24 protein-coding genes are annotated in these 22,580 nt (G+C 74.6%); 9 read left to right on the top strand and 15 right to left on the bottom strand.

Going from position 1 to position 22,580, the window contains the following annotated elements; genetic code table 11:
• The first annotated feature begins 105 nt into the window (after positions 1-105).
• Positions 106-981, top strand: coding sequence for an Fpg/Nei family DNA glycosylase (locus ABD899_RS08000; protein WP_345204376.1), 876 nt, complete (start codon positions 106-108; stop codon positions 979-981).
• Between the two features lie 138 nt (positions 982-1,119).
• Here the strand turns inward: ABD899_RS08000 and ABD899_RS08005 are convergent, their stop codons facing one another.
• The 4 genes from ABD899_RS08005 to rimO form a co-directional block, all read right to left on the bottom strand.
• Positions 1,120-1,428: a helix-turn-helix domain-containing protein gene (locus tag ABD899_RS08005; RefSeq protein ID WP_345204378.1), complete on the bottom strand. Its 309-nt coding sequence runs from the start codon at positions 1,426-1,428 to the stop codon at positions 1,120-1,122.
• Positions 1,425-1,997, bottom strand: a complete 573-nt coding sequence (locus ABD899_RS08010; RefSeq protein WP_345204380.1) for a CinA family protein — start codon at positions 1,995-1,997, stop codon at positions 1,425-1,427. Before ABD899_RS08010 ends, ABD899_RS08005 begins: the two co-directional genes overlap by 4 nt.
• A gap of 131 nt (positions 1,998-2,128) precedes the next feature.
• Positions 2,129-2,875 (bottom strand): CDP-diacylglycerol--glycerol-3-phosphate 3-phosphatidyltransferase, encoded by a 747-nt coding sequence (gene pgsA, locus ABD899_RS08015; protein WP_345204381.1) that lies wholly within the window; start codon positions 2,873-2,875, stop codon positions 2,129-2,131.
• A complete protein-coding gene (gene rimO, locus ABD899_RS08020) occupies positions 2,872-4,305 on the bottom strand; it encodes a 30S ribosomal protein S12 methylthiotransferase RimO (protein WP_345204384.1) in 1,434 nt (477 codons plus the stop codon). The genes pgsA and rimO overlap by 4 nt, the downstream gene beginning before the upstream one ends.
• Before the next feature lie 58 nt (positions 4,306-4,363).
• Between rimO and ABD899_RS08025 the strand changes: the two genes are divergently transcribed.
• A complete protein-coding gene (locus ABD899_RS08025; RefSeq protein WP_345204387.1) occupies positions 4,364-5,581 on the top strand; it encodes a dipeptidase in 1,218 nt (405 codons plus the stop codon).
• Here the strand turns inward: ABD899_RS08025 and ABD899_RS08030 are convergent.
• Complete coding sequence (locus tag ABD899_RS08030) at positions 5,556-6,257, bottom strand: ion channel (RefSeq protein WP_345204389.1); 702 nt, start codon at positions 6,255-6,257, stop codon at positions 5,556-5,558. The two genes, ABD899_RS08025 and ABD899_RS08030, sit on opposite strands and share 26 nt — an antisense overlap.
• A gap of 38 nt (positions 6,258-6,295) precedes the next feature.
• Between ABD899_RS08030 and ABD899_RS08035 the strand changes: the two genes are divergently transcribed.
• Complete coding sequence (locus ABD899_RS08035) at positions 6,296-7,429, top strand: MauE/DoxX family redox-associated membrane protein (protein WP_345204391.1); 1,134 nt, start codon at positions 6,296-6,298, stop codon at positions 7,427-7,429.
• Here the strand turns inward: ABD899_RS08035 and ABD899_RS08040 are convergent.
• The 5 genes from ABD899_RS08040 to ABD899_RS08060 form a co-directional block, all read right to left on the bottom strand.
• Positions 7,413-10,124, bottom strand: a complete 2,712-nt coding sequence (locus ABD899_RS08040; RefSeq protein WP_425474952.1) for an FtsK/SpoIIIE family DNA translocase — start codon at positions 10,122-10,124, stop codon at positions 7,413-7,415. The two genes, ABD899_RS08035 and ABD899_RS08040, sit on opposite strands and share 17 nt — an antisense overlap.
• Before the next feature lie 349 nt (positions 10,125-10,473).
• Positions 10,474-12,159, bottom strand: coding sequence for a ribonuclease J (locus ABD899_RS08045; RefSeq protein ID WP_345204394.1), 1,686 nt, complete (start codon positions 12,157-12,159; stop codon positions 10,474-10,476).
• On the bottom strand, positions 12,156-13,043 hold the full coding sequence (dapA, locus tag ABD899_RS08050) for a 4-hydroxy-tetrahydrodipicolinate synthase (protein WP_345204396.1): 888 nt from the start codon (positions 13,041-13,043) through the stop codon (positions 12,156-12,158). Before dapA ends, ABD899_RS08045 begins: the two co-directional genes overlap by 4 nt.
• A gap of 70 nt (positions 13,044-13,113) precedes the next feature.
• Positions 13,114-13,539 (bottom strand): PIN domain-containing protein, encoded by a 426-nt coding sequence (locus tag ABD899_RS08055; RefSeq protein ID WP_345204398.1) that lies wholly within the window; start codon positions 13,537-13,539, stop codon positions 13,114-13,116.
• Positions 13,523-13,768 (bottom strand): AbrB/MazE/SpoVT family DNA-binding domain-containing protein, encoded by a 246-nt coding sequence (locus tag ABD899_RS08060; protein ID WP_345204401.1) that lies wholly within the window; start codon positions 13,766-13,768, stop codon positions 13,523-13,525. Before ABD899_RS08060 ends, ABD899_RS08055 begins: the two co-directional genes overlap by 17 nt.
• A gap of 61 nt (positions 13,769-13,829) precedes the next feature.
• Here ABD899_RS08060 and ABD899_RS08065 point away from each other — a divergent pair, with 61 nt between their 5' ends.
• Positions 13,830-14,639: a thymidylate synthase gene (locus ABD899_RS08065; protein WP_345204404.1), complete on the top strand. Its 810-nt coding sequence runs from the start codon at positions 13,830-13,832 to the stop codon at positions 14,637-14,639.
• A gap of 9 nt (positions 14,640-14,648) precedes the next feature.
• Complete coding sequence (locus ABD899_RS08070; RefSeq protein ID WP_345204406.1) at positions 14,649-15,122, top strand: dihydrofolate reductase; 474 nt, start codon at positions 14,649-14,651, stop codon at positions 15,120-15,122.
• Between the two features lie 66 nt (positions 15,123-15,188).
• Here the strand turns inward: ABD899_RS08070 and ABD899_RS08075 are convergent, their stop codons facing one another.
• Positions 15,189-16,112: an SMP-30/gluconolactonase/LRE family protein gene (locus ABD899_RS08075; protein WP_345204408.1), complete on the bottom strand. Its 924-nt coding sequence runs from the start codon at positions 16,110-16,112 to the stop codon at positions 15,189-15,191.
• A gap of 226 nt (positions 16,113-16,338) precedes the next feature.
• Positions 16,339-16,767: an OsmC family protein gene (locus ABD899_RS08080; RefSeq protein ID WP_345204411.1), complete on the bottom strand. Its 429-nt coding sequence runs from the start codon at positions 16,765-16,767 to the stop codon at positions 16,339-16,341.
• Between the two features lie 108 nt (positions 16,768-16,875).
• Between ABD899_RS08080 and ABD899_RS08085 the strand changes: the two genes are divergently transcribed.
• Genes ABD899_RS08085 through ABD899_RS08100 form a run of 4 tightly spaced genes read left to right on the top strand, consistent with a single transcriptional unit; the run spans position 16,876 to position 19,350 of the window.
• Positions 16,876-17,607: an enoyl-CoA hydratase-related protein gene (locus ABD899_RS08085; protein ID WP_345204413.1), complete on the top strand. Its 732-nt coding sequence runs from the start codon at positions 16,876-16,878 to the stop codon at positions 17,605-17,607.
• Entirely contained in the window at positions 17,607-18,260 is a 654-nt protein-coding gene (locus ABD899_RS08090; RefSeq protein WP_345204416.1) for a GNAT family N-acetyltransferase, read from the top strand. Before ABD899_RS08085 ends, ABD899_RS08090 begins: the two co-directional genes overlap by 1 nt.
• Positions 18,257-19,039 carry an AzlC family ABC transporter permease gene (locus ABD899_RS08095; RefSeq protein ID WP_425474953.1) on the top strand — a complete coding sequence of 261 codons (783 nt, stop codon included), beginning with the start codon at positions 18,257-18,259 and terminating at the stop codon, positions 19,037-19,039. Before ABD899_RS08090 ends, ABD899_RS08095 begins: the two co-directional genes overlap by 4 nt.
• Positions 19,036-19,350, top strand: coding sequence for an AzlD domain-containing protein (locus ABD899_RS08100; protein WP_345204418.1), 315 nt, complete (start codon positions 19,036-19,038; stop codon positions 19,348-19,350). Before ABD899_RS08095 ends, ABD899_RS08100 begins: the two co-directional genes overlap by 4 nt.
• Before the next feature lie 52 nt (positions 19,351-19,402).
• Here the strand turns inward: ABD899_RS08100 and ABD899_RS08105 are convergent, their stop codons facing one another.
• The 3 genes from ABD899_RS08105 to dapB all read right to left on the bottom strand — a co-directional run bounded on the left by ABD899_RS08105 (position 19,403) and on the right by dapB (position 22,211).
• Positions 19,403-20,092, bottom strand: coding sequence for a sirohydrochlorin chelatase (locus tag ABD899_RS08105; RefSeq protein ID WP_345204421.1), 690 nt, complete (start codon positions 20,090-20,092; stop codon positions 19,403-19,405).
• Positions 20,093-20,219: 127 nt separating this feature from the next.
• Positions 20,220-21,461, bottom strand: coding sequence for a uroporphyrinogen-III C-methyltransferase (gene cobA / locus ABD899_RS08110; RefSeq protein ID WP_345204424.1), 1,242 nt, complete (start codon positions 21,459-21,461; stop codon positions 20,220-20,222).
• Positions 21,462-21,464: 3 nt separating this feature from the next.
• Positions 21,465-22,211, bottom strand: a complete 747-nt coding sequence (gene dapB / locus ABD899_RS08115) for a 4-hydroxy-tetrahydrodipicolinate reductase (protein ID WP_345204426.1) — start codon at positions 22,209-22,211, stop codon at positions 21,465-21,467.
• Positions 22,212-22,580 lie beyond the last annotated feature (369 nt).

The raw sequence follows: 22,580 nt of genomic DNA on the forward strand, positions 1-22,580 counted from the left end.
TAGCAGGGACGGACGACAAGCCACTGCACGAGCGGATCGCCGCGTCGCCGAGCGGCACAGGCCGCGCGCTGGCGGGGCGCACCGAGGAGAGCACTGGAGGACACCGTGCCCGAGGGTGACACCGTCCACCGCACCGCCGACCGGCTGCACCGGGCGCTCGCCGGCCGGGTCGTCGAGCACGCCGAGCTGCGCTGGCCGTCGGCGCCGGACGTCGACCTCGCCGGCTCGCGCACGATCGAGGTGCTCGCCCGGGGCAAGCACCTGCTCCACCGCTTCGACGCCGGGTCGACCCTGCACACGCACCTGCGCATGGAAGGCCAGTGGCGCGTCGAGCACGCCGGCCCCGACACCCGACGGGCGCTGCGCCGGCCCGACGTGCGCGCCGCCGTCGTCACCGACACGTGGTCGGCGGTCGGCCTGCGGCTCGGCATGCTCGACCTCGTGCCGACGGCCCGCGAGCACGAGGTCGTCGGCCACCTCGGCCCCGACGTGCTCGGGCCCGACTGGGACCTTGAGCTCGTGACCGGGCGGCTCACGGCATCCGAGCGGTTCGTCGGTGACCTCCTGCTCGACCAGCGCGTGCTGGCGGGGGTGGGCACGTTCTGGGCCAGCGAGGTGCTCTTCCTCGAGCGGGTCCTGCCGTGGACCCCGGGCCGCGACCTCGACCCCGGGCGGGTGCGCCGGGTGCTCGACCGGCTGCACGCCCTCATGGCCCTGGCCCGGCGCACCGGCTGGCAGTCGAGCACCGGGGTCCAGCGCAACGGCGAGGAGGCCTACGTGCACGCCCGCTCCGGTCGGCCGTGCCGTCGCTGCGGGGACACCGTCCGGGTCGCGGTGACGGGGGCGGCCCCCCGCGAGCGCACCCTCTTCACGTGCCCCACGTGCCAGGGCGGCCTCGCGCCCACCGACGACGGTCGACCCCAGCGGCCCCTCGGGTCCCGGGGGCGCGGTCGCACGGGGACCGCAGCCGAACGCCGCTGAGCCGGGTCGAGTGAGCGCGACTCGCCCGGATGCCGTGCTCCCGGTCGGCGTGTCCTGCTCACTCGACCGCAGGTACCCGTGAGGCAGTGCACAGTCGGCCGGGCGCCCGCAGCGACCGCTCGGCAGCTCGCGCCGACGCTAGGCGGCGGAGGCGGAGACCGTCTCGGCGCCGAGCGCGGGCCCGACGGGCAGCGAAACGGGGGTGCCGAAGGTCTCGACCCGCTCGACGCGGTCGCGGACGAGCTCGAGCACCTCGGACAGGCTCAGGCCGAGGCCACCGCACACGGCGGCCAGCAGCTCGGAGGAGGCCTCCTTCGTGCCGCGCTCGAGCTCGCTGAGGTAGCCGAGGGAGACCGAGGAGGATGCCGCGACGTCGCGCAGCGTGCGGCCCTGGTCCTGGCGGATCTCCCGCAGGACCTCGCCGAGCTCGTGGCGAAGCAGGATCACAGCGCCTCCTCTCCCTCGTCCGGGTGGGCCGGTCGACCCGGCTCGACTCCACCGTACCCCGCCCGGCCGACGCCGTCGCGGAGGTTCTCGAGCCCCCGGGCCACGAGACCCAGCGCCGCGTGCACGCTCGCGGCCCGGATCTGCTCCCGGTCGCCGGTCAACGCCAGGGCCTCGCCGAGGATTCCCCACGGCCCCGCGGCCGCGACGTGCACGGTGCCCACCGGGCGACCGTCGGCCGGCTCCGGGCCCGCCACACCCGTCGTCGACACCCCGACGTCGCAGGTCAGCACGCTGCGCACCCCCTGCGCGAGCTGCGCGGCGACGACCGCCGAGACGGCACCCTCACGGTCGAGCACGTCGCGGTCGACGTGGAGGACCTGCGCCTTGACCTCGCTCGCGTAGGCGACGACCCCGCCCCGCACGACGGCCGACGCGCCGGGCACGCTCGTCAGGGCCGCGCAGACGAGCCCGCCGGTCAGCGACTCCGCGGTGCCGATCGTCAGCCCGAGCCGGCGGAGCAGCCCGACGACGGCCGGCGCCGGGCCGGCGCCGGCCGTCGTCGCAGGCATCACCTCGTCACCCCCTCACCGCGTCGCCTCGTCACCCCGGTCACCGCATCGCCTCGTCACCCCGGTCACCGCATCGCCTCGTCACCCCGGTCACCGCATCGCCTCGTCACCCCGGTCACCGCGACGCCTCGTCACCGGCCGCCGCGGGCAGCGCGCCGCACCGCCGCCCGCTCGGCCCGCTCCGCCCGCTTGCGGGCCGCCCGCTCGCTCGTCCGTCGCAGCCGCAGCGCCTGGACGAGGTAGTCGACACCCGTCACGACCGTGACGACGACCGCCGCACCGAGCGAGATCGCGGCGAGCCAGTCCCACAGCTCCGGGAACGGCAGGGTCCACCGCGGCATGAGGTAGAAGCCGATGCCGACCGTCTGCAGGAGCGTCTTGACCTTCCCCCCGCGGCCGGCCGCCATGACGCCGTGGCGGATGACCCAGAAGCGGACGGCGGTGATGCCCCACTCGCGCACGAGCACGACGACGGTGACCCACCACCACACCTCGCCGACGAGCGAGAGGCCGACGAGCGCCATCGTGACGAGTGCCTTGTCGGCGATCGGGTCGACGACCTTCCCGAAGTTCGTCACGAGGCCGCGGCTGCGCGCGAGGTCGCCGTCGATCCGGTCGGTGATCATCGCGACGACGAAGACGGCGAAGGCCGCCCAGCGGTAGCCGGCGCTGCGCCCGTCGTCGTGCAGGAGCAGCCAGCCGAAGACGGGGACGAGGAGCAGGCGCACCATCGTGAGGTAGTTCGCGATGTTCCACGCGCTCGGCCCGGTCGCCGGCACGGCCGGGCTCGCCGGGTCGACGCCGACGCGGTACGGGTCGGTGGCGCGGCCCTCGGCGAGCGGGCCGGGGCGCACGGGGCGCAGCGGCTTCTCGCTCATCGCACCTCCACGACGAGGTCGACGCCCACCGCGTCGACGACGACGCCCTCGACGAACGACCCCACGGCGGGGGGCTCGCCGGCCCCGGCCCCCGCCCTCGCCCGCACGAGGCACACGCCGTCGACGTCCGGACCCTGGTGCTCGGCCCGGCCGACGCCTACGGAGGGGTCGTCCTCGTCGCGCTCCTCGACGAGCACGGTGACGCGCTCCCCGACCCGCTCGAGCGCGCGCTGCGCCGTGAGCTCCTCGACGAGGCCGGTCAGCCGCTCGACGCGCTCGGCGACGACGTGCTCGGGCAGCTGGTCCGACAGGCCCTCGGCCTCGGTGCCGTCCTCGTCGGAGTAGCCGAAGACGCCGACGACGTCGAGCCGCGCCGCCGTGAGGAAGCGCTCGAGCTCGGCGACGTCGGCCTCGGTCTCGCCGGGGAACCCGACGATGACGTTGCTGCGCACTCCGGCGAGCGGCTCGCGCTCGCGGACCCGGCCGACGAGGTCGAGGAAGGCCTCGGTGCCGCCGAAGCGGCGCATCCGGCGCAGCACGGCCTCCGAGGAGTGCTGGAACGACAGGTCGTACCACGGCATGACGCCGGGCGTCTCGGCCATCGCCTCGAGGAGGCCGGGCCGCACCTCGGCCGGCTGGAGGTAGGACACCCGCACCCGCTCGACGCCGTCGATGCCGGCCAGCTCGGGCAGGAGCCGCTCGAGCAGCCCGAGGTCGCCGAGGTCCTTGCCGTAGGACGTCGAGTTCTCGCTGACGAGGAAGAGCTCGCGCACCCCCTGCCCCGCGAGCCAGCGCGCTTCGGCGAGCACGTCGGTGGGGCGGCGCGAGACGAACGAGCCCCGGAACATCGGGATCGCGCAGAACGAGCAGCGCCGGTCGCACCCGCTCGCGATCTTCAGCGGCGCCCAGGGCCGGGCGTCGAGCCGGGCGCGCACGAACCCCTCCGGGTCCCCGTGCCCGGGCAGCGCGACGCCGCCCGCGGCCCCCGAGCGCTCGACGGGCGAGAGGGGCAGGAGGGTGCGGCGGTCGGACGGGACGTGGGATGCCGGTCGCGCGCCGTCGAGGATCGCGCCGAGGTGGCTCGACATGTCGCGGTACGAGTCGAAGCCGAGCACGGCATCGGCGTCCGGCAGCTCGTCGGCGAGGGTCTGCCCGTAGCGCTCGGCGAGGCACCCGACGGCGACGACGGCCCGGGTGCGGCCGGTCTCCTTGAGGTCGGCCGCCTCGAGGAGGGTGTCGATGGAGTCCTTCTTGGCCTGCTCGACGAACCCACACGTGTTGACGACCGCGACGTCGGCGTCCGCGGCATCCTCGACGAGGGTCCACCCCTCCGCGGCGAGCCGGCCGGCGATCTCCTCGGAGTCGACCTCGTTGCGGGTGCAGCCGAGGGTGACGAGGGCGACGCTGCCGCGACTCGAGGAGGTGGGCATGCCAGCCACTCTAGTTGCGGGCCGGGCCGCGACGCGCACGCCGAGTAGGGTCGCGCGCATGCGTCCGCAGACCCTCGCCCACGTCCGTGGGCTGCTCGTCGACCACCCGGTCGTCGACGGCCACAACGACCTCGCGTGGGAGGCCCGCGAGCGCGTCGGCTACGACTGGGACCGGCTCGACATCTCCCGGCCCGGGCAGCCGACCCACACCGACATCCCGCGCCTGCGCGAGGGTGGCGTCGGCGTCCAGTTCTGGTCGGTCTACGTGCCGGCCGACCTCCAGGGCGACGCCGCGGTCACGGCGACGCTCGAGCAGGTCGACGCCGTGCACGCCATGACGACGCGGTACGCCGCCGACCTCGCCCTCGCGACGAGCGTCGCCGACATCGAGCGTGCCCGGTCACGGGGCCAGATCGCCTCGCTGCTCGGCGCCGAGGGCGGCCACAGCATCGACTGCTCGCTCGGGGCCCTGCGGATGCTGCACGCCCTCGGGGTGCGCTACCTCACGCTGACCCACAACGACAACGTGCCGTGGGCCGACTCGGCCACCGACGAGCCGGTCCTGGGCGGCCTGTCGCCGTTCGGGCGCGAGGTCGTGCGCGAGATGAACCGGATGGGGATGCTCGTCGACCTCTCGCACACCTCGGCCGACACGATGCGCGACGCCCTCGACGTCAGCGCGGCTCCGGTGCTGTTCTCGCACTCCTCCGCCCGGGCCGTGTGCGACCACCCGCGCAACGTCCCCGACGACGTGCTCGAGCGCCTCGCGGGCAACGGGGGCGTGTGCATGGTGACCTTCGTGCCGGCATTCGTCTCGCCCGCCGTGCGTGCGTGGGACCTCGAGACGCGGGATGCCGCGGAGCTCGCCGGCGTCGACGTCGCCGACGTGCCGGCGTCCAGGGCCTTCGTCACGGAGCGCCGGCTCACCCACCCGGCTCCGACGGCGACCCTCGACGACGTCGTGGCGCACTGCGAGCACGTGCGCGCCGTGGCCGGCATCGAGCACATCGGCCTCGGTGGCGACTACGACGGCGTCGACCGCCTCCCCGACGGGCTGGAGGACGTCAGCGGCTACCCACGGCTGCTCGCCGCGCTGGCCGAGCGTGGGTGGAGCGACGGCGACCTCGCCGCACTGGCCGGGGGGAACGCCCTGCGGGTGCTCGGGGAGGCGGAGGAGCGCTCGCGCGAGATCGCCCGCACGCGGGGCCCGAGCCTGGCCCGGATCGAGGACCTCGACGGACGGGACCCGCTCACTGCCGGGCGCGCATCACCGTGAGCGCGACGAGGCGCGAGATGACCATGGCGACGTACATGACCCCGGCCAGCTGCTCGACCGTGCCGATGGCCCGGGCCTGCGCCCGGATCGGCCCCACGTCGCTCAGGCCGACGCTCGTGAGGTTGGCGCCGGAGTAGTAGAGCAGCTCGAGGAGGGTGCGCTGCCCGGGCCCGTCGAACGACGTGAACGACGCCGGGTAGATCTCCTGGATCGCCATGAAGAGGTAGGCGAAGGCGAAGACGAGCACGGTGAAGCAGGCGCCGACCGCGAACAGCTCGTCCTTGGTCACCCAGGCGTCCTCGAACATGTACGAGATGAGCGCGTAGGCCGTGTAGAAGTAGAACAGCGCGAGGAAGGTGTGCGCGAGGGTGAGGATGATCGCGCGGTCGTCGACGAGGCTCCAGATCTCGAACAGGGCGGCCGGCAGGGCGAGGGTCGCCGAGAGCCACGTGAGGGCCGGCGTGCTGCGCACCGTGAACACGGCCGTGATGAGCGCCGACAGGCTGAGCAGCGAGATGACCGCCCGGCCCCAGTCGGAGGACTCGAGCGCCGGCAGGAGCAGGATGACGAGGATCTGCACGGCGAGCAGGAAGGCCGACGGCTGCTTGCGGAGGGTCGCCTTCCACCGGGCGGCGCGCGACGGGGGCTCGCGCAGCTCCTCCCACATCAAGGGCATGGACCTCACCCTACGGCCGGGTGGGTGAGAATGCGGGTATGCCGAGCGCCCTCCTCCTGCCCGTCGTCACGTGCGCCGTCGTGCTGCTCGTCAGCGGGGTCGCGAAGCTGCGCGCCCCCGCGACGGTCGACGCGGCGTTCACCTCCCTCGACGTCCCCGCCGCCCTCGACACCCCGCTCGTACGCCGGCTCGTGCCGTGGGCGGAGGTGGCGCTCGGGGCGTGGCTGCTGCTCGCGACCGGCGCCGCGCTCGCGGTCGTCGCGGCCCTGGCCCTCGCCCTGTTCGTCGCCTACCTCGTGCTCGTCGTGCGCGCCCAGCGCCGGCCCGAGCCGGTCGACTGCGGCTGCTTCGGTGCCCTGGGGTCGGCACGCGTCACGCGGGTCACCGTGTGGCGCAACGTGCTGCTCGTCGTCTCCGCCGCCCTCGCCGTCGTGGCCGGCCTGCGCGGGGTCGGGGTCATCGCCGCCCTCGTCGACGGTGGGGCGCTCGCCTGGCTCGCGGCGAGCGCGCTGACCGTGGCGGTCGCGGTGCTCGTGACCCACCGCGACGCGCCCGCCGAGCAGGGGTCCGGGGTGCCGTCGTCGGCGACCTCCGAGCCCTCGACCGACGAGGCCGGGGAGTACGTGCGCGAGGCGATCCCGAGGGCCCAGGTGCTCACCGAGGACGGCACGCTCGTGCTCCTGGCGCAGGAGAGCGCCCGAGCCGCCCACCTGCTCGTCTTCCTCTCCCCCGGCTGCGGACCGTGCGGACGGATCGGGCCGCTCGTCGCCGGATGGAACGAGCAGCTGGCGCCGGTCGTCGTGCGGGCCGTGGTCGCCGGTCAGCCCTCGGTCGTCGACACCTGGCTGACCTACCTGCAGGGGCACGCCTGGTTCGACCCCCACGGCGTGACCAGGGCGGCCTTCTCGGCCGGCAACCCGTCAGCGGTCCTGCTCGGCGCGGACGGGCTCATCGCCGGTGGCCCGGTGCACGGCGAGGAGGCGGTGTCGGCGTTCGTCGCGGAGGTCGCCGAGCAGCTGCGCGAGGCGCGGGCCGAGGGCGAGCTGTCGAGCGCGGACATCGCCAACCGGCCGGAGGACGGTGCGGCGGCGGCGGAGCCGGCGGACGAGGGGGCGAAGCCAGCGGACGAGAGGGCGGAGGCGGCGGAGGCCGGCGTCACCGACGCCCGGTGAGCTGCCAGGCGTCCTCGCCCTGCTCGTCGTCGTCCTCGTCGCCCCAGGCGACGGCCTCGGGGCGGCGGTCGAGGTCGGCCGCCACGGCATCCGTCGCGTAGGCCATGACCGGCACCTCGGAGGTGTCGTCGGTGGAGTCGTCGGTGACCGCGGCCGGGGCACCACCGTCGAAGGGCGCGTCCCCGGCGTCGGGCAGCTCGTCGCCGCGCAAGAGGGCGAGGGTCGTCGGCAGGTCGTCCGGCTTGACGAGGACGTCGCGCGCCTTGGACCCCTCGGAGGGCCCGACGACGCCGCGCGACTCGAGCAGGTCCATGAGGCGCCCGGCCTTCGCGAACCCGACCCGCAGCTTGCGCTGGAGCATCGACGTCGAGCCGAACTGGGTCGTGACGACCAGCTCGGTCGCCTGGAGGAGGAGGTCGAGGTCGTCGCCGATGTCGTCCTCGACCTGCTTCTTCGGCGCGGCGACGACGACGTCGTCGCGGTAGCGCGGCTTGAGCTGGTCGGTGACGTGCTTGACGACGGCGTGGATCTCGGACTCGGTGACCCACGCCCCCTGCACGCGCATCGGCTTGCTCGCGCCCATCGGGAGGAAGAGCGCGTCGCCCTGGCCGATGAGCTTCTCCGCACCGGGCTGGTCGAGCACGACCCTGGAGTCGGTGACGCTCGACGTCGCGAACGCCATCCGGGACGGCACGTTGGCCTTGATGAGCCCGGTCACGACGTCGACCGACGGCCGCTGCGTCGCGAGGACGAGGTGGATGCCGGCCGCCCGCGCGAGCTGGGTGATGCGGACGATGGACTCCTCGACGTCGCGGGGGGCGACCATCATGAGGTCGGCCAGCTCGTCGACGACGACGAGGAGGTAGGGGTAGGGCGTGATGACGCGCTCGGAGCCGGGCAGCGGCGTCACCTTCCCGGCCCGGACGGCCTTGTTGAACTCGTCGACGTGCTTGAAACCGAACGCCGCGAGGTCGTCGTAGCGGGTGTCCATCTCGCGCACGACCCACTGGAGGGCCTCGGCGGCCTTCTTCGGGCTCGTGATGATCGGCGTGATGAGGTGCGGGATGCCCTCGTACGCGGTGAGCTCGACGCGCTTGGGGTCGACGAGCACGAGGCGGACCTCGTCGGGGGTCGAGCGCATGAGGATCGAGGTGATCATCGAGTTGACGAAGCTCGACTTGCCGGCGCCCGTGGCGCCGGCGACGAGGAGGTGCGGCATCTTCGCGAGGTTGGCGATGACGTAGCCCCCCTCGACGTCCTTGCCGACCCCCATGACCATCGGGTGCTCGCTCGTGCGCGCCACCTGGCTGCGCAGGACGTCGCCGAGGCTGACCTTCTCGCGGTCGGTGTTCGGGATCTCGATGCCGATCGCCGACTTGCCCGGGATCGGGCTGAGGATGCGCACGTCGGCGCTCGCCACGGCATACGCGATGTTCTTCGACAGGGCCGTGACGCGCTCGACCTTGATGCCGGGGCCGAGCTCGACCTCGTACCGCGTCACGGTCGGGCCCCGGGAGAACCCGGTGACCTGCGCGTCGATCTCGAACTGGTCGAGCACCGTCGTGAGGGCCTCGACGACCCGGTCGTTGGCCGCGCTGCGGGCCTTGTGCGGGCTGCCCGGCTCGAGGATGGCCGCGTCGGGCAGGGTGTAGGTGACGTCGCCCGCGAGCAGCAGCTGCTCGACGCGCTGCGGGACGGGCGTCGTCGGGGGCGCCTCGAGCGGTGCCTTCTCGGGCACCGGGCCGCGCGCGGCCGGGCCGGCGGCGGCGGTCGCGTCGCCCCCCGTGCCGGGCGCCGGGACGGGCGTGACGGGGCGCTTCTGGCCGGGCCGCAGGCGCTTGCCGGTGACCGGGTCGACGAGCGCGGCCTGCTCGAACGCCTCGTCGCCGGGCAGCGGACCGTCCGCCGCGAGGTCGGCGCGGCCGCGTCGCCGTCGGGCGGTCGTGGCCTGCGGACCGTCGGCGGCCGCCGGCTCCGGGGTGTGCCCGGTGAGTCGGTCGACGGCCGCGCGCAGCCGCGTGGGCACCTGGTGCAGCGGGGTGGCCGTGATGACGAGCAGGCCGAACAGGCCGAGCAGGAGCAGAAGCGGGACGGTGCCGTAGACCGACACCGCGGCCTCGAGCGGGCTCGAGGCGAGGAAGCCGATGATGCCGCCCGCCGCGCGCATCCCGTCGGCCCCCTCGGGTGGGGTGGGGATGCCGGCCGCCACGTGGGCGAGACCGCAGGCGGCGAAGGCGAGCGCCGTCGTGCCGACCGCGGCCCGGGACGTGGCGGCGTCGTCCCCGGGAGCCCGGAGCATGCGGATGCCGAAGAGCAGCAGGACGATCGGGACGGCGTAGCCGACCTTGCCGAACGTGCCGGCGACCACGGCGTGGACGACGGTGCCCACGGCGCCCGGCATCCCCCACCACTCCCGGGCGGCGACGACGACGGCGAGCGCGACGAGCAGGAGGCCGACGCCGTCGCGGCGGTGCTCGGGCTCGAGGTCACGGCCGGTGTCCCCGACCTTGCGCGCCACGGTGCCGGTCGCGTGGGCCAGGCCCATCCAGGTGCTCTGCACCGCGCGCAGCGGGAGCGGCAGCCCGCCCGAGCGAGCCCGCGCCGACCCCTTGCGGGTGCGGGCGGCCGGCCGCCGGGTCGCGGGTCGCGTCGCGGCGGAGCGGCCGCGCGACGAGGAGGACGTACGAGTCGCCATGGTCGCAGGCTACGCGAGAGTCACAGCGGACTCACGCGTCACACGCGGCACGGCCGTGACAATCGGCACGGCCGTGACAAGCGGCTGGGGCGGGCCGTGACCGTGGGGCCGTGGCCACGCGCGACCGTGGGGCCGCGGCCGCTCGCGACGAACCCGGGCCGGCCGGCCGTGACCGTCGGGCTGCGGCCGCCCGCGACGAACCTGGGCCGGCCGCCACGAATGACGACCGGCCCGGCGCGAACGCCCTCGGGGTTCCCGGAACCATGGGGGGGTCAGGCTCGACAGGACCCGCCTTGGTGGTCCGCTGACGCGGACTTTACGTTCTCTTTACCTTCTGGGTCAACCGAGGTCAGGCTTCGACGACCATGGGGATGATCATCGGGCGACGCCGGATCTTGCGGCCCATCCAGCCGCCGACCGAGCGCCGGATGACCTGCTGCAGCTGGTAGGTGTCGGTGACCCCGTTGGCGGTGGCCTCGTCGAGCGCCCGGACGAGCTGCGGCATGACGTCGTCGAAGACCACCTCGTCCTCGACGAACCCCCGGGCCGTGATCTCCGGGCCGGCGACGACCTTGCCGGTCATCGAGTCGACGACGACGATGACCGAGATGAAGCCCTCGTCGCGCAGGATGCGGCGGTCCTTGAGGAGGGTCTCGTCGGCTGCGCCGACCGAGGAGCCGTCGACGTAGACGTAGCCGCAGGGCACGGCACCGGCGATCGACGCCCTGCCGTCGACGAGGTCGACGACGACACCGTCCTCGACGACGACGACCCGTTCGCGGGGCACCCCGGTCGCGATGGCGAGCTCGGCGTTGGCGACGAGGTGGCGCCACTCGCCGTGGACCGGCATGACGTTGCGCGGCTGGACGATGTTGTAGCAGTAGAGCAGCTCCCCCGCGCTCGCGTGCCCGGAGACGTGCACCTTGGCGTTGCCCTTGTGGACGACGTTCGCCCCGAGCCGCATCAGGCCGTTGATGACGCGGTAGACGGCGTTCTCGTTGCCGGGGATGAGCGAGGACGCCATGAGCACGGTGTCGCCGGGCCCGACGTCGATGCGGTGGTCGCGGTTGGCCATCCGGGACAGCGCGGCCATCGGCTCGCCCTGGCTGCCGGTGCAGACGAGGACGACCTGGTCGTCGGGCAGGTCGTGGAGCTTCTTGATGTCGACGAGCACCCCGTCGGGCACGTGGAGGTAGCCCAGGTCGGCCGCGATGCCCATGTTGCGCACCATCGACCGTCCGACCATGGCGACCTTGCGCCCGGCCTTCTCCGCCGCGTCGAGCACCTGCTGCACCCGGTGCACGTGCGAGGAGAAGCACGCGACGATGATCCGGCGCTCGGCGTGCCGGAAGACCTTGTCGACTGCCGAGGCGATCTCGCGCTCGGGCGTCGTGAAGCCGGGGACCTCGGCGTTCGTGGAGTCGGTGAGGAACAGGTCGATGCCCTCCTCCCCGAGCCGCGCGAACGCGCGCAGGTCGGTGAGCCGGCCGTCGAGCGGCAGCTGGTCCATCTTGAAGTCACCGGTGTGCAGCAGGGTGCCACCGGACGTGCGCACCATGACCGCGAGCGCGTCGGGGATGGAGTGGTTGACCGCGACGAACTCGCAGTCGAAGTGCCCGAGCCGCTCGCGGTCCCCCTCGCGCACGCCGAGGGTGTACGGGGTGATCCGGTGCTCCTTGAGCTTGGCCTCGACGAGGGCCAGGGTCAGCGTCGAGCCGACGAGTGGCAGGTCGGGCCGCAGGCGCAGGAGGTAGGGAACCGCACCGATGTGGTCCTCGTGCCCGTGGGTGAGCACGACGGCCTGGATGTCGTCGAGCCGGTCCTTGATGAACTCGAAGTCCGGGAGGATGAGGTCGATGCCGGGGTGGTGGTCGTCGGGGAAGAGCACGCCGCAGTCGATGACGAGCAGCTGGCCCCGGTGCTCGACGACGGTCATGTTGCGCCCGATCTCGCCGAGCCCGCCGAGCGGGACGACCCGGACGCCGCCGTCGACGAGCGGCTCGGGGAGGTCGAGGTCGGGGTGCGGGTGGCTCATCGCGCGGACCGCGTCGCGAGGGCGGCCCGGAGCAGCTCGAGGTGCTCCGGGGGTGACTCGACGAGCGGCAGGCGGACGGTGGCCGACCCGATGACACCGAGCTCGACGAGGGCGGCCTTGGCCATGATGGCTCCTTGGGAGGTGCTCATGATCGCGTCGACGACCGGGATGAGGGAGGCGTGGATGCGGCGGGCCTCGACGAGGTCGCCGCGGTCGACCGCCGCGACCATCGCGGCGTACTCGCGGCCCGCGACGTGGCCGACGACCGACACGACGCCGGTGGCCCCCTGGGCGAGCAGGGGGAGGTTGAGGGCGTCCTCGCCGCTGAACCACAGCAGGTCGGTGGCGGCCATGACGTGCGTGGACGCCCACAGGTCGCCCTTGGCGTCCTTGACCGCGACGATGCGGGGGTGCTCGGCGAGGGTGAGCAGGGTCGACGTCGTGAACGGGATGCCGGTGCGCCCGGGGATGTCGTAGAGCATGAGCGGGAGCTCGGTCGTGTCGGCGACCGCGCGGCAGTGGGCGACGACGCCCGGCTGGGTGGGCTTGTTGTAGTAGGGCGAGACGAGCAGGAGCGCGTCGGCGCCCACCCGGGCGGCACGCCCGGCCATGTGGACGGCGTGCCGGGTGTCGTTCGAGCCGACCCCCGCGACGACGGCGGCCCGGTCGCCCACCCGCTCCTTGACGCGCCGCACCATCTCGATGCTCTCGTCCTCGGTGAGGGTCGCGGACTCGCCCGTGGTGCCGTTGACGACGATGCCGTCGTGGCCCGTCGCGAGGAGGTGGTCGACGAGCGAGTCGACTCCGGCTGAGTCGACCTCGCCGTCGGGTGACATGGGGGTGACCATGGCGGTCAGGACCCGGCCGAAGGGGGAGCTCGTCATGGGGGCAAGGGTAGTGGTGCGGGCCCGCCGGACGGCTCACCTGCCGCCACGGCCGCGGCGGGACCTCGCGTCAGGCGCCGATGACCTCGTGGTCGACACCGAGGAGGTCGTACGTGCGGCGAGCACGGTGGTCCCGCGTGAGCAACCGGCATCCGTGGGTGCGGGCCGCCTCGCCGACGAGCGCGTCGTAGACGGCACCGCCGACGACGCCGATGGTGCCGAGCCGCTGCAGGAGGTGCCGGGTCGCGTCGTCGTCGAGGACGTAGACGGTGGGGAACGCCTGCTGGATGACCGACGCCGCCGTCGGCGCGTCCAGGGCCGCGACACCCGGCATCCTCGTCAGCACCGAGTACGTCTCGAAGGCGGCATGGCCAGCCAGGCCGGGCCGCAGGGCCTGCACGGCGGCGCGGCAGACGTCGTGCGCGGCGTGGGCGGCGTCCAGGGCGGCGACCGCGACGCTCGTGTCGACGGCGACCGGGTCAGCGCTGGTCGGCATCGCGCCAGCGTTGCACGTCGACGTCGGTGATGAGCGGCCCGTCCCCGCGCTCGATGACCGGCCAGCCGTCGACGAGGTGCACCTGCCGGCCGCGCCGACGCACCGGCACGAGCCGGATGCTGTCGCCGTCGACCTCGATCTCGAGCTCGGCGTCGGCCGCCAGGGACAACCGGTCGCGGATGTCCTTGGGGATGACCACCCGCCCCGCCCGGTCGATCGATACCGTCATGGGTGGCACTCTACCATTGGGCCGCCGCACTCCCTCGGCCCGCGCCGAGTAGGCTCCGGGCGTGCGCCAGTACCTCGACCTGCTCGACCACGTCATGACGCACGGCGTCGACAAGTCCGACCGCACCGGAACGGGCACCCGCAGCGTCTTCGGACACCAGATGCGCTTCGACCTCGCCGAGGGGTTCCCGGTGGTCACGACGAAGCGCCTGCACCTGCGCTCGATCATCGGCGAGCTGCTGTGGTTCCTGCGCGGCGACACCAACGTGCGCTGGCTGCAGGAGCGCGGCATCACGATCTGGGACGAGTGGGCCGACGAGCACGGCGACCTCGGCCCGGTCTACGGCCACCAATGGCGGTCCTGGCCGACGCCCGACGGCCGCGAGGTCGACCAGGTCGCGAAGGTCATCGAGGCCATCCGCACCAACCCCGACTCGCGGCGGCACGTCGTGTCGGCCTGGAACGTCGCCGACGTCGACGCCATGGCGCTGCCCCCGTGCCACGCCCTCTTCCAGTTCTACGTGCGCCCGGCATCCGACGGCGGGCCGGCCCTCCTCGACTGCCAGCTCTACCAGCGCTCGGCCGACGTCTTCCTCGGCGTGCCCTTCAACATCGCCTCGTACGCGCTGCTCACGATGATGGTCGCCCAGCTCACCGACCTGCGCCCCGGCCACTTCGTGCACACCCTGGGCGACGCGCACCTGTACTCGAACCACCTCGAGCAGGCGCGCCTGCAGCTGGGGCGCGAGCCCCTCCCGCTCCCCCGAATGCTCATCGCGCCGCGGGCCGGCATCGACGAGTTCGACCTCGGCGACTTCGAGCTCGTCGGCTACGAGTCGCACCCGCCCATCAAGGCACCGATCGCGGTCTGAGGAGGCCTCATGACCCGGATCACGATCATCGCCGCCGTGGCGCGCAACGGCGTCATCGGCCTCGACGGCACGATGCCGTGGCACCTGCCCGACGAGCTCGCCCACTTCAAGGCGACGACGATCGGGCACCCGCTCGTCATGGGGCGGGCCACCTTCGAGTCGATCGGCCGGGTGCTGCCCGGGCGACGCACCATCGTCGTCACCCGTGACCCGGCGTGGCACCACCCCGGCGTCGAGACGGCCCACTCCTTCTCCGAGGCGCTCGCCCTGGCCGGCCCGGCCGACGAGGTGTTCGTCGCGGGCGGCGCGCAGGTCTACGCCGAGGCGATGCCGTTCGCGCACCGGATGCTGCTCACCGAGGTCGACGCCGAGCCCGAGGGCGACACCTGGTTCCCGGTGTGGCCGCGCGACGAGTGGGCCGAGGAGACGCGCGAGGTGCACGGGGGCTGGTCGCGCGTGGTCTACGAGCGGGTCCGCGGCTAGGTCCACACCGAGCTGGGTGCCGAGACGGTTGCCCGGGCGACCAGTTGAGCACCCGACTCCTGCCGGTCACCTCAGCGGGACGTCGCCGACCGCGATCGCGGGCTCGACGAGGCTCCCCAGCCAGACCCGCCCCGCGTGCTCTCGCACCCCGGTGGCGAGGTGCCAGGTCGACGCGTCGAACTCCAGGTCGTGCACGGTGCGGCCGGTCGGGTCGAGTGCCAGCACGCGGGCGGTGCGCTTCGGCGACGGCGTCAACCGGTCCGGCAGGCGCCGGACGAGCCCGCGCACGGCATACGGGGTGCGCTGGAGCACGGCGAGCGTGCGGTCGGCCGGGGAGGCGATCGCGACCCAGACGAGGCCGTCACTGCCGAGGGCCAGGTTGTCGGGGTGGCCGGGCAGGTCGTCGACCCAGGTGGTCGTCGCCCCCGGCGTGCCGTCGGCGCGGAGCGCGACGCGCCGGATCGTGCGGGTCGCGGTCTCGGCGACGAGCACGGCGTCGTCCGTGAGGGCCACGCCGTTGGCGAAGGCGAGCCGGTCGAGCACGGTCGTCACCACGCCGTCGGGGGTGTGCCGGAGGAGCCGGCCGGTGCGCGTGTGCTCGATGAGGTCGCTCTTCCACTCCTCGATCGGCCAGACGCGGCTCGACTCGGAGAACCAGATCGTGCCGTCGGGGCCGACGGCTGCGTTGTTCGTGAGGCGCAGCCGCTCGCCGTCGACCTCGGTGAGCAGGGTCTCGAGGTCACCGGTCGCCGGGTCGAGCGCGAGCAGGCCGCGGTGGGCGTCGCAGACGAGGATCCTGCCGTCGGGGAGGTTCTCGAGACCGAGCGGACGGCCGCCGGTCGCGGTGACGGTCGTCGTGGCCCCGGTGCGGGGGTCGTGGACGTGGACCGCGCCGTCGGCCGTGCCCGTCCAGACCCGCCCGTCGGGGGCGACGAGCACGTCCTCGGCGCCGTGGCCGGGGACCGCGACGACGGTGAGCGGCAGGAGCATGCGTCCACCGTATGCGGCGAGAGGGACTGGCGCCGATCGATCCCCGCCCTCCGACACCGACGGGGTGTCCGGCACCGCGCGCGCCGATCGATCCCCTCCCTCCGACACCGACGGGGTGTCCGGCCCGCGCGCGCCGGCCACCCCCACCCTTCTGACGCCTGGCGACCTGAGACGGGTGCGCCGGCCGGGACGCGAGGCCCCGACCGGCGCACCCGGCATCCGAACGTCAGCTCGTGAACTGCACCTCGAGCGTGATCGGCACCGCCGAGAGGGCCTGGCTCACCGGGCAACCGGTCTTCGCGGCCTGGGCGGCCTCCTCGAACTGCTCGGCCGTGAGGCCCGGCACCGAGCCGACGACCCTGAGCGCGATGCCGGTGATCCCGGTCCCGGGCTGAAAGGTGACGTCGGCGGTGGTGTCGATGGTCGTCGGAGGCGTCCCGCCCTGCGCCAGGGCGTGCGACAGCGCCATCGAGTAGCACGTGGAGTGGGCCGCGGCGATGAGCTCCTCGGGGCTCGTCACCCCGTTCGCCGCCTCGGCGCGCGCCGGCCAGTTGACGTCGTACGTGCCGATGCCCGACGACTCGAGCGAGACCTGACCGGCCCCCTCCATGAGGGAACCCTCCCAGTGGGCGGACGCGGTGCGGGTGGTGGCCATCCGGATTCTCCTTCGTCTGTGGGGTGTCACGGGTGTGACACGACCACCCTAGGCGTCGCGCGAGGCCGGGCGGATGCCGTGCGCCCACCGGTCGGTAGGGTCGTGAGGGTGCCCATCCACCTCGACGTCGCAGACCGGGTCGCCACGGTCACCATCGACCGCACCCACCGCCGCAACGCGCTGAACCACGAGGCGCTCGACGAGCTCCACCACACCGTCGCCGAGGCGATCGCCGGCGGCGCCCGTGCCCTCGTCGTCACCGGGGCGGCCGGCCACTTCTGCTCCGGCGCCGACCTCACCGAGCTCGAGGACGTCTCGTTCACCTCGCGCCTCGCCGAGGTGCTGGCGCACCTGACCGCCCTCCCGGTGACGACGGTCGCGGCCGTCGAGGGCTCGTGCATGGGGCTGGGCATGCAGCTGGCCCTCGCCTGCGACATCCGGGTCGTCGCGGACTCCGCCCGCTTCGCCGTGCCCGTCGCCCGGCTCGGCCTCATGGTCGACCACTGGACGATCGACCGGCTCGCGCGGTGCTGGGGGGAGGGCGCCGCCCGGCTCATGGTGCTCACCGGCACCGTCCTCGACGCCGACGACGCGTGGCGACTCGGCTTCGCCCAGCAGCGTGGCACCCTCGCGGACGCGCAGGGCCTGGCCGCCCGCGCCGCGGCCCTCGCCCCGCTGAGCCAGGCCGGGTCCAAGGTCGGGTTCGACGCCCACCACGACAACCATGCCGAGGTCGCCCGCTACGAGGCGGCCTTCGCCCGTGCCTGGGCGAGCGACGACCTCACCGAGGGGCGCCGGGCCTTCGCCGAGCGCCGCGACCCGGTCTTCCGGGGTCACTGATGAGCCCCCCGCCCCCCGCCGGCGACGCCCACGGCCACCCGCACGAGCACGACCACCCGCACCCCCACGCCGACGAGCCCCGGCCGCATCCCGGCGGGCCCCCGTTCGCCGACGCCAGCGTGCGCCGCGCCCGGCCCAACGACGCGCCCGCCGTCGGCCTCGTCCAGGCGACCGTGTTCCGCGAGGCGTACGCAGGCCGCGTCCCCGCGGAGGTCGTGGCCCGCTTCGAGCCCGACGCCTTCGCCCGCACCTGGCGCGCGAGCCTCGACGCACCCCCCGGCGGGGTGCACCGCCTCATGGTCGCGTGCGCCGGCGAGCAGGTCGTCGGCCTCTGCGCGGTGGGGCCTTCGCAGGACCCGGATGCCGGCCCGGCCGCGGGCGAGGTGACCGTCCTCGCCGTGCACCCCGACGCCCGCCGCCAGGGTCACGGCTCGCGCCTGCTCAACGCCGGCGTCGACGTGCTCCGCGAGGCCGGGGCCGAGTCGGTGGCCGTGTGGCTGCTCTCGGACGACGAGCGCACCCGGGCCTTCCTCGCCGCCTCCGGGTTCGCACCCGACGGGGCCTACCGCGACCGCGTGGTCTCCCCCGACGGCGAGGCCCTGCGTGAGGTCCGCCTGACCGCCTCCGTCACCGCGGGGGACGCGACGGCGTGAGCGCGGAGCACGCGCACCGTGGGGGCGGCGCGGGGGCGGATGCGCCGCTGCCCCCCACGCGCCGCCGCGAGGTCGTCCGCCAGGCCTGGTCGGTCGGCATCGCGAGCGGCACCTACGGCGTGAGCTTCGGGGCACTGGGCGTCGCCGCCGGGCTCGACACCTGGCAGGCCATGGCGCTCTCCCTCGTCATGTTCACCGGCGGGTCCCAGTTCGCGTTCGTCGGGATCATCGCGTCCGGCGGCCTCGCGGCGGCCCCCGCCGCCATCGCCACGGCATCCATGCTCGGCATCCGCAACGGGCTCTACGGCCTGCAGACCTCGCGGCTCCTCGACGCCACCGGCCTGCGCCGGCTCGCGGCCGCCCAGCTCACCATCGACGAGTCCACGGCCGTCGGCATCGCCCAACCCGAACCCGCCGCCCAGCGGCTCGGGTTCTGGCAGACCGGCATCGCCGTCTTCGTGCTCTGGAACCTCTCCTCCCTGCTCGGCGCCCTCCTCGGCAACGCCCTCGGCGACCCGCGCGCGCTCGGCCTCGACGCCGCCGCCGCGGCCGCCTTCGTCGCGCTGCTCTGGCCCCGGCTGCGCAGCAGGGACGCCGCCGCCACCGCGGTGCTCGCCGTCTTCATCGCCCTCGTCACCTCCCCGGTGCTCCCGGCCGGGGTGCCCGTCATCCTCGCCTCGCTCGCGGCACTCGTCGTCGGGCTGCGGCACGCCGGTCGGCACGAGCGCCCGCTCGAGGGCTCCGACGGCCTCCTGCCCGGATCGGACCCGACACCGTGAGCCTGTGGGTCGCCGTCGTCGTCGCGAGCCTGCTGTCGTTCGCCATCAAGCTCGCGGGCTACCTCGTGCCCGAGAGCCTGCTCGCCGGCGAGCGCACGTCGCGGGTCACGACCCTGCTGCCCGTCGCGCTCCTCGCCGCCCTCGTCGTCGTGCAGGCGGTGACCGGGGATGCCGGCGCGCTCGTCGTCGACGCCCGCCTCGTCGCGGTCGGGGTCGCCGTCGTGCTCCTGCTGCTGCGCACCAACTTCCTGCTCGTCGTCCTCGCCGCGGGGGCGGTCGCCGCCGGGCTGCGCGCCCTCGGCTGGGGCTAGCCGGCGAGCGCCGGGCAGGGGCGGTCGCCGCCGGGCCACGCGCCCTCACTGGTTAGCCGGCGAGCGCCGCGCGGTACCGGTCGACGACGACGTCGACGATCCGCTCGTCCGGCGCGAGCGGCCCGGACACGAGGTCCGCCCCGGCCTCCTCGAGACGGCGTTGGAAGAAGCCCGGCGCGAGGAGGTACGACGCGACGACCACCGGCGCACCGCCGGCCGCCGCGCGGGCCGAACGCACGGCATCCGCCACCGACGGCGCCGGCCCGGCGGCGAACCCGAGGGTCACCGGCCCGTCCCACCGCACGGCGAGCAGCTGCGCCGCGGCCGCACTGTCGGCCTGCGCCCGCGCGTCGCTCGACCCGGCGGGGGCGAGCACGAGCGAGGACCCCGGCGCCGCGCCGGCCTCGCGGAGGCGGTCGAGCACGACGTCGACGAGGCGCTCGTCGGGTCCGAGCGCGGGCGTCGCGCGAACGTCCGGGCGCGCCGCGACGGCCTCGGCGACGTCGACGTGCACGTGGTACCCCCCGGCGAGCAGAAGGGGCACGACGACACCCGCCACCGGCTCGCCGGCCGGCAGCCCGGCGACGACCTCGGCGACCTCGGGGCCGTGCACGTCGACGTAGGCCTCGAGCACGGGGACGTCCGGGCACCGCGCGGCGACCGCCGCGAGGACGGCGCGCACGGTCTCGCGCCCCCGCGGGTCCCGGGTGCCGTGCCCACAGACGACGAGGGATGCCGTCACGAGCCGTGCCTCCCATCGCGCACGGTCTCGCGCCCCCGTGGGTCCCGGGTGACGTGCGCACAGACGACGAGGGACGCCGTCACGAGCCGTGCCCCCACGAGCCGTGCCCCCCAGCGCGCGCCCTTTGTCATCGTCCGGCGCCGTCATCGTCCGGCGCCGTCGTCGCGCACACCGGGTCGTCGAGGAACCCCGGCGCCGCGACCCGCCCCATGACGACGATCGCTGGCGCGCGCACCCCCTCGCGCGAGGCCACCTCGGCAGCCGTGCCGAGCGTCGCCCGGGTCACCCGCTCCTCCACCGTCGAGCCCCGCTCCACCACGGCCACCGGGAGGTCGGCGTCGACCCCCTCCGCCATCGCGGCCGCGCAGATCCCGGGCAGCGCGGCGACGCCCATGAGCAGCACGACGGTCGCCCCGGCAGCGAGCGAGGCGAGCGTCGCGGCATCCGCGCCGGCGTGCCCCGACGTCACGTGGACCGACGTCGCGACCCCGCGCTGGGTGAGCGGGATCCCGGCGAGGGCGGGCACGCCGAACGCGGACGTGATGCCCGGCACGACGCTCACCTCCACCCCGGCGGCACGGCACGCGTGCACCTCCTCGCCGCCGCGTCCGAAGACGTACGGGTCACCCCCCTTGAGGCGCACGACGGTGAGCCCCCGCAGGGCGCGGTCGACGAGGACCCGGTTGATCTCGTCCTGGGGCACGGGGTGGTGGGTCGGGGTCTTTCCGACGTCGACGACCTCGACGTCGGGGGGCAGCCGGTCGAGCAGGGCCGTGGCGCCGAGCCGGTCGGTGACGACGACGTCGGCGGCCGCGAGCGCCTCGAGACCGGCCACCGGGACGAGGCCGGGGTCGCCGGGGCCGCCGCCGACGAGCACGACCCTCCCCCGCCGCGTGCGCTGCCGGCGCAGGTCGACCGCGCCGGAGCGGACGTGGTCGGCGAGCGCGTCGCGGACGGTCGCCACCCGCCGCGGGTCGGGATCGCCGGTCGACACGACGCCGACGGTGAGGTCGTCGTGGGTGCTCGACGCGGCGACCCGCGCCGTGCCGCCGCGGCCGTCGGAGGCGTTGACGCACCACGTGCGCCGTGCGACGGACCAGGCCGCCACCTCGGCGTTCACGGCGGGGTGGCCCGTCGCGGCGACGACGAGCCAGGCCCCCTCGACGTCGGCCGCCTCGACCGCCCGCTCCACGAGCTCGACGTCGTCGTCGCTCGCCATCCGCCGTGCGTCGTCGGACGGGCTCGGGTCGACGAGCACGACCCACGCGCCGTCCTCGAGGAGCCGGCGGGCCCGGCGCGTCCCGACGACGCCGGCACCCACGACGACGACGCGGCGGCCGGCGAGGTCGAGCCCGACGAGCGTCGTCACCCGTCAGGCCAGGCCGAGGTAGTGCTCGAGCCCCACGGTGACGCCGGGGTGGTCGGCCACGGCTCGGACCGCCGCGAGGACCCCCGGCATGAAGGAGACCCGGTCGAAGGAGTCGTGCCGGATCGTCAGCATCTCCCCCGGCCCCCCGAAGAGCACCTCCTGGTGCGCGACGAGCCCCCGCAGCCGCACGGAGTGCACCGGGATGCCGTCCACGCGCGACCCGCGGGCCCCGTCCGGGTCGTGGGTCGTCGCGTCGGGGACCGGGCCGAGCCCGGCCGCCGCTCGGGCCTCGCCGATGAGGGATGCCGTGCGCGCGGCAGTGCCCGAGGGCGCGTCGACCTTATCCGGGTGGTGCAGCTCGATGACCTCGGCCGACTCGTAGAAGCGGGCCGCCTGCTGGGCGAAGGCCATCATGAGCACGGCGCCGAGAGCGAAGTTCGGGGCGACGAGCACGCCGACGCCGGGGTCGTCGCCGACCTGCTCGCGCAGGGTGGCGAGGCGCTCGGGCGTCCAGCCGGTCGTGCCGACGACGACGTGGACTCCCCGCGCCACGCAGTGCTCGACGTTCGCCGGCGACGCGTCGGGCACGGAGAACTCGACGACGACGTCGGCCCCTGCGAGGTCGCCGAGCTGGTCACCCTCGTCGAAGCGGCCGACGAGCTCGAGGTCGTCCGCCTCCTCGACCGCGCGGCACACCGTCGACCCCATCCGGCCGGCGGCCCCGATGACGGCCACCCTCGTCGTACCCATGGCGAGCACTGTAGCCAGCCGGGGTCGAGGTGAAACCGCACCGGATGCCGAGCACCCACCGGTCGACCCACCAGGAACACGCCGGGTCGAGGTGAAACCGCGCCGGATGCCGCGCACCCACCGGTCGACCCACCAGGACCCCCCCGGGTCGAGGTGATAACGCACCGGATGCCGCGCACCCACCGGTCGACCCACCAGGCACCCCGCCGGGTCGAGGTGAAACCGCACCGGATGTGCTAGCGGACATGCCAACCTCCCTGTAGGCGGACACGTACTTCCCGGTTGACGGACAGCTGATCTCCCTGCTCGTGGCCATGGGGCCGGGCCGTGTCGGTCCCAACGGAAGCGTCCCTCCGGGGGTGTGCTCGA

The sequence above is a fragment of the Fodinibacter luteus genome, from assembly GCF_039541575.1.
Classification (GTDB): domain Bacteria; phylum Actinomycetota; class Actinomycetes; order Actinomycetales; family Dermatophilaceae; genus Fodinibacter; species Fodinibacter luteus.

What these genes read in the sequence shown, in the direction of transcription:
- ABD899_RS08070 (WP_345204406.1), top strand. Translation starts at nt 14,649, where the DNA reads ATGACCCGGATCACGATCATCGCCGCCGTGGCGCGCAACGGCGTCATC.
- ABD899_RS08030 (WP_345204389.1), bottom strand. Translation starts at nt 6,257, where the DNA reads ATGCCCTTGATGTGGGAGGAGCTGCGCGAGCCCCCGTCGCGCGCCGCC.
- ABD899_RS08025 (WP_345204387.1), top strand. Translation starts at nt 4,364, where the DNA reads ATGCGTCCGCAGACCCTCGCCCACGTCCGTGGGCTGCTCGTCGACCAC.
- ABD899_RS08040 (WP_425474952.1), bottom strand. Translation starts at nt 10,124, where the DNA reads ATGGCGACTCGTACGTCCTCCTCGTCGCGCGGCCGCTCCGCCGCGACG.
- rimO (WP_345204384.1), bottom strand. Translation starts at nt 4,305, where the DNA reads ATGCCCACCTCCTCGAGTCGCGGCAGCGTCGCCCTCGTCACCCTCGGC.
- ABD899_RS08075 (WP_345204408.1), bottom strand. Translation starts at nt 16,112, where the DNA reads ATGCTCCTGCCGCTCACCGTCGTCGCGGTCCCCGGCCACGGCGCCGAG.
- ABD899_RS08055 (WP_345204398.1), bottom strand. Translation starts at nt 13,539, where the DNA reads ATGCCGACCAGCGCTGACCCGGTCGCCGTCGACACGAGCGTCGCGGTC.
- dapA (WP_345204396.1), bottom strand. Translation starts at nt 13,043, where the DNA reads ATGACGAGCTCCCCCTTCGGCCGGGTCCTGACCGCCATGGTCACCCCC.
- dapB (WP_345204426.1), bottom strand. Translation starts at nt 22,211, where the DNA reads ATGGGTACGACGAGGGTGGCCGTCATCGGGGCCGCCGGCCGGATGGGG.
- ABD899_RS08090 (WP_345204416.1), top strand. Translation starts at nt 17,607, where the DNA reads ATGAGCCCCCCGCCCCCCGCCGGCGACGCCCACGGCCACCCGCACGAG.
- ABD899_RS08060 (WP_345204401.1), bottom strand. Translation starts at nt 13,768, where the DNA reads ATGACGGTATCGATCGACCGGGCGGGGCGGGTGGTCATCCCCAAGGAC.
- ABD899_RS08080 (WP_345204411.1), bottom strand. Translation starts at nt 16,767, where the DNA reads ATGGCCACCACCCGCACCGCGTCCGCCCACTGGGAGGGTTCCCTCATG.
- ABD899_RS08045 (WP_345204394.1), bottom strand. Translation starts at nt 12,159, where the DNA reads ATGAGCCACCCGCACCCCGACCTCGACCTCCCCGAGCCGCTCGTCGAC.
- ABD899_RS08035 (WP_345204391.1), top strand. Translation starts at nt 6,296, where the DNA reads ATGCCGAGCGCCCTCCTCCTGCCCGTCGTCACGTGCGCCGTCGTGCTG.
- ABD899_RS08010 (WP_345204380.1), bottom strand. Translation starts at nt 1,997, where the DNA reads ATGCCTGCGACGACGGCCGGCGCCGGCCCGGCGCCGGCCGTCGTCGGG.
- pgsA (WP_345204381.1), bottom strand. Translation starts at nt 2,875, where the DNA reads ATGAGCGAGAAGCCGCTGCGCCCCGTGCGCCCCGGCCCGCTCGCCGAG.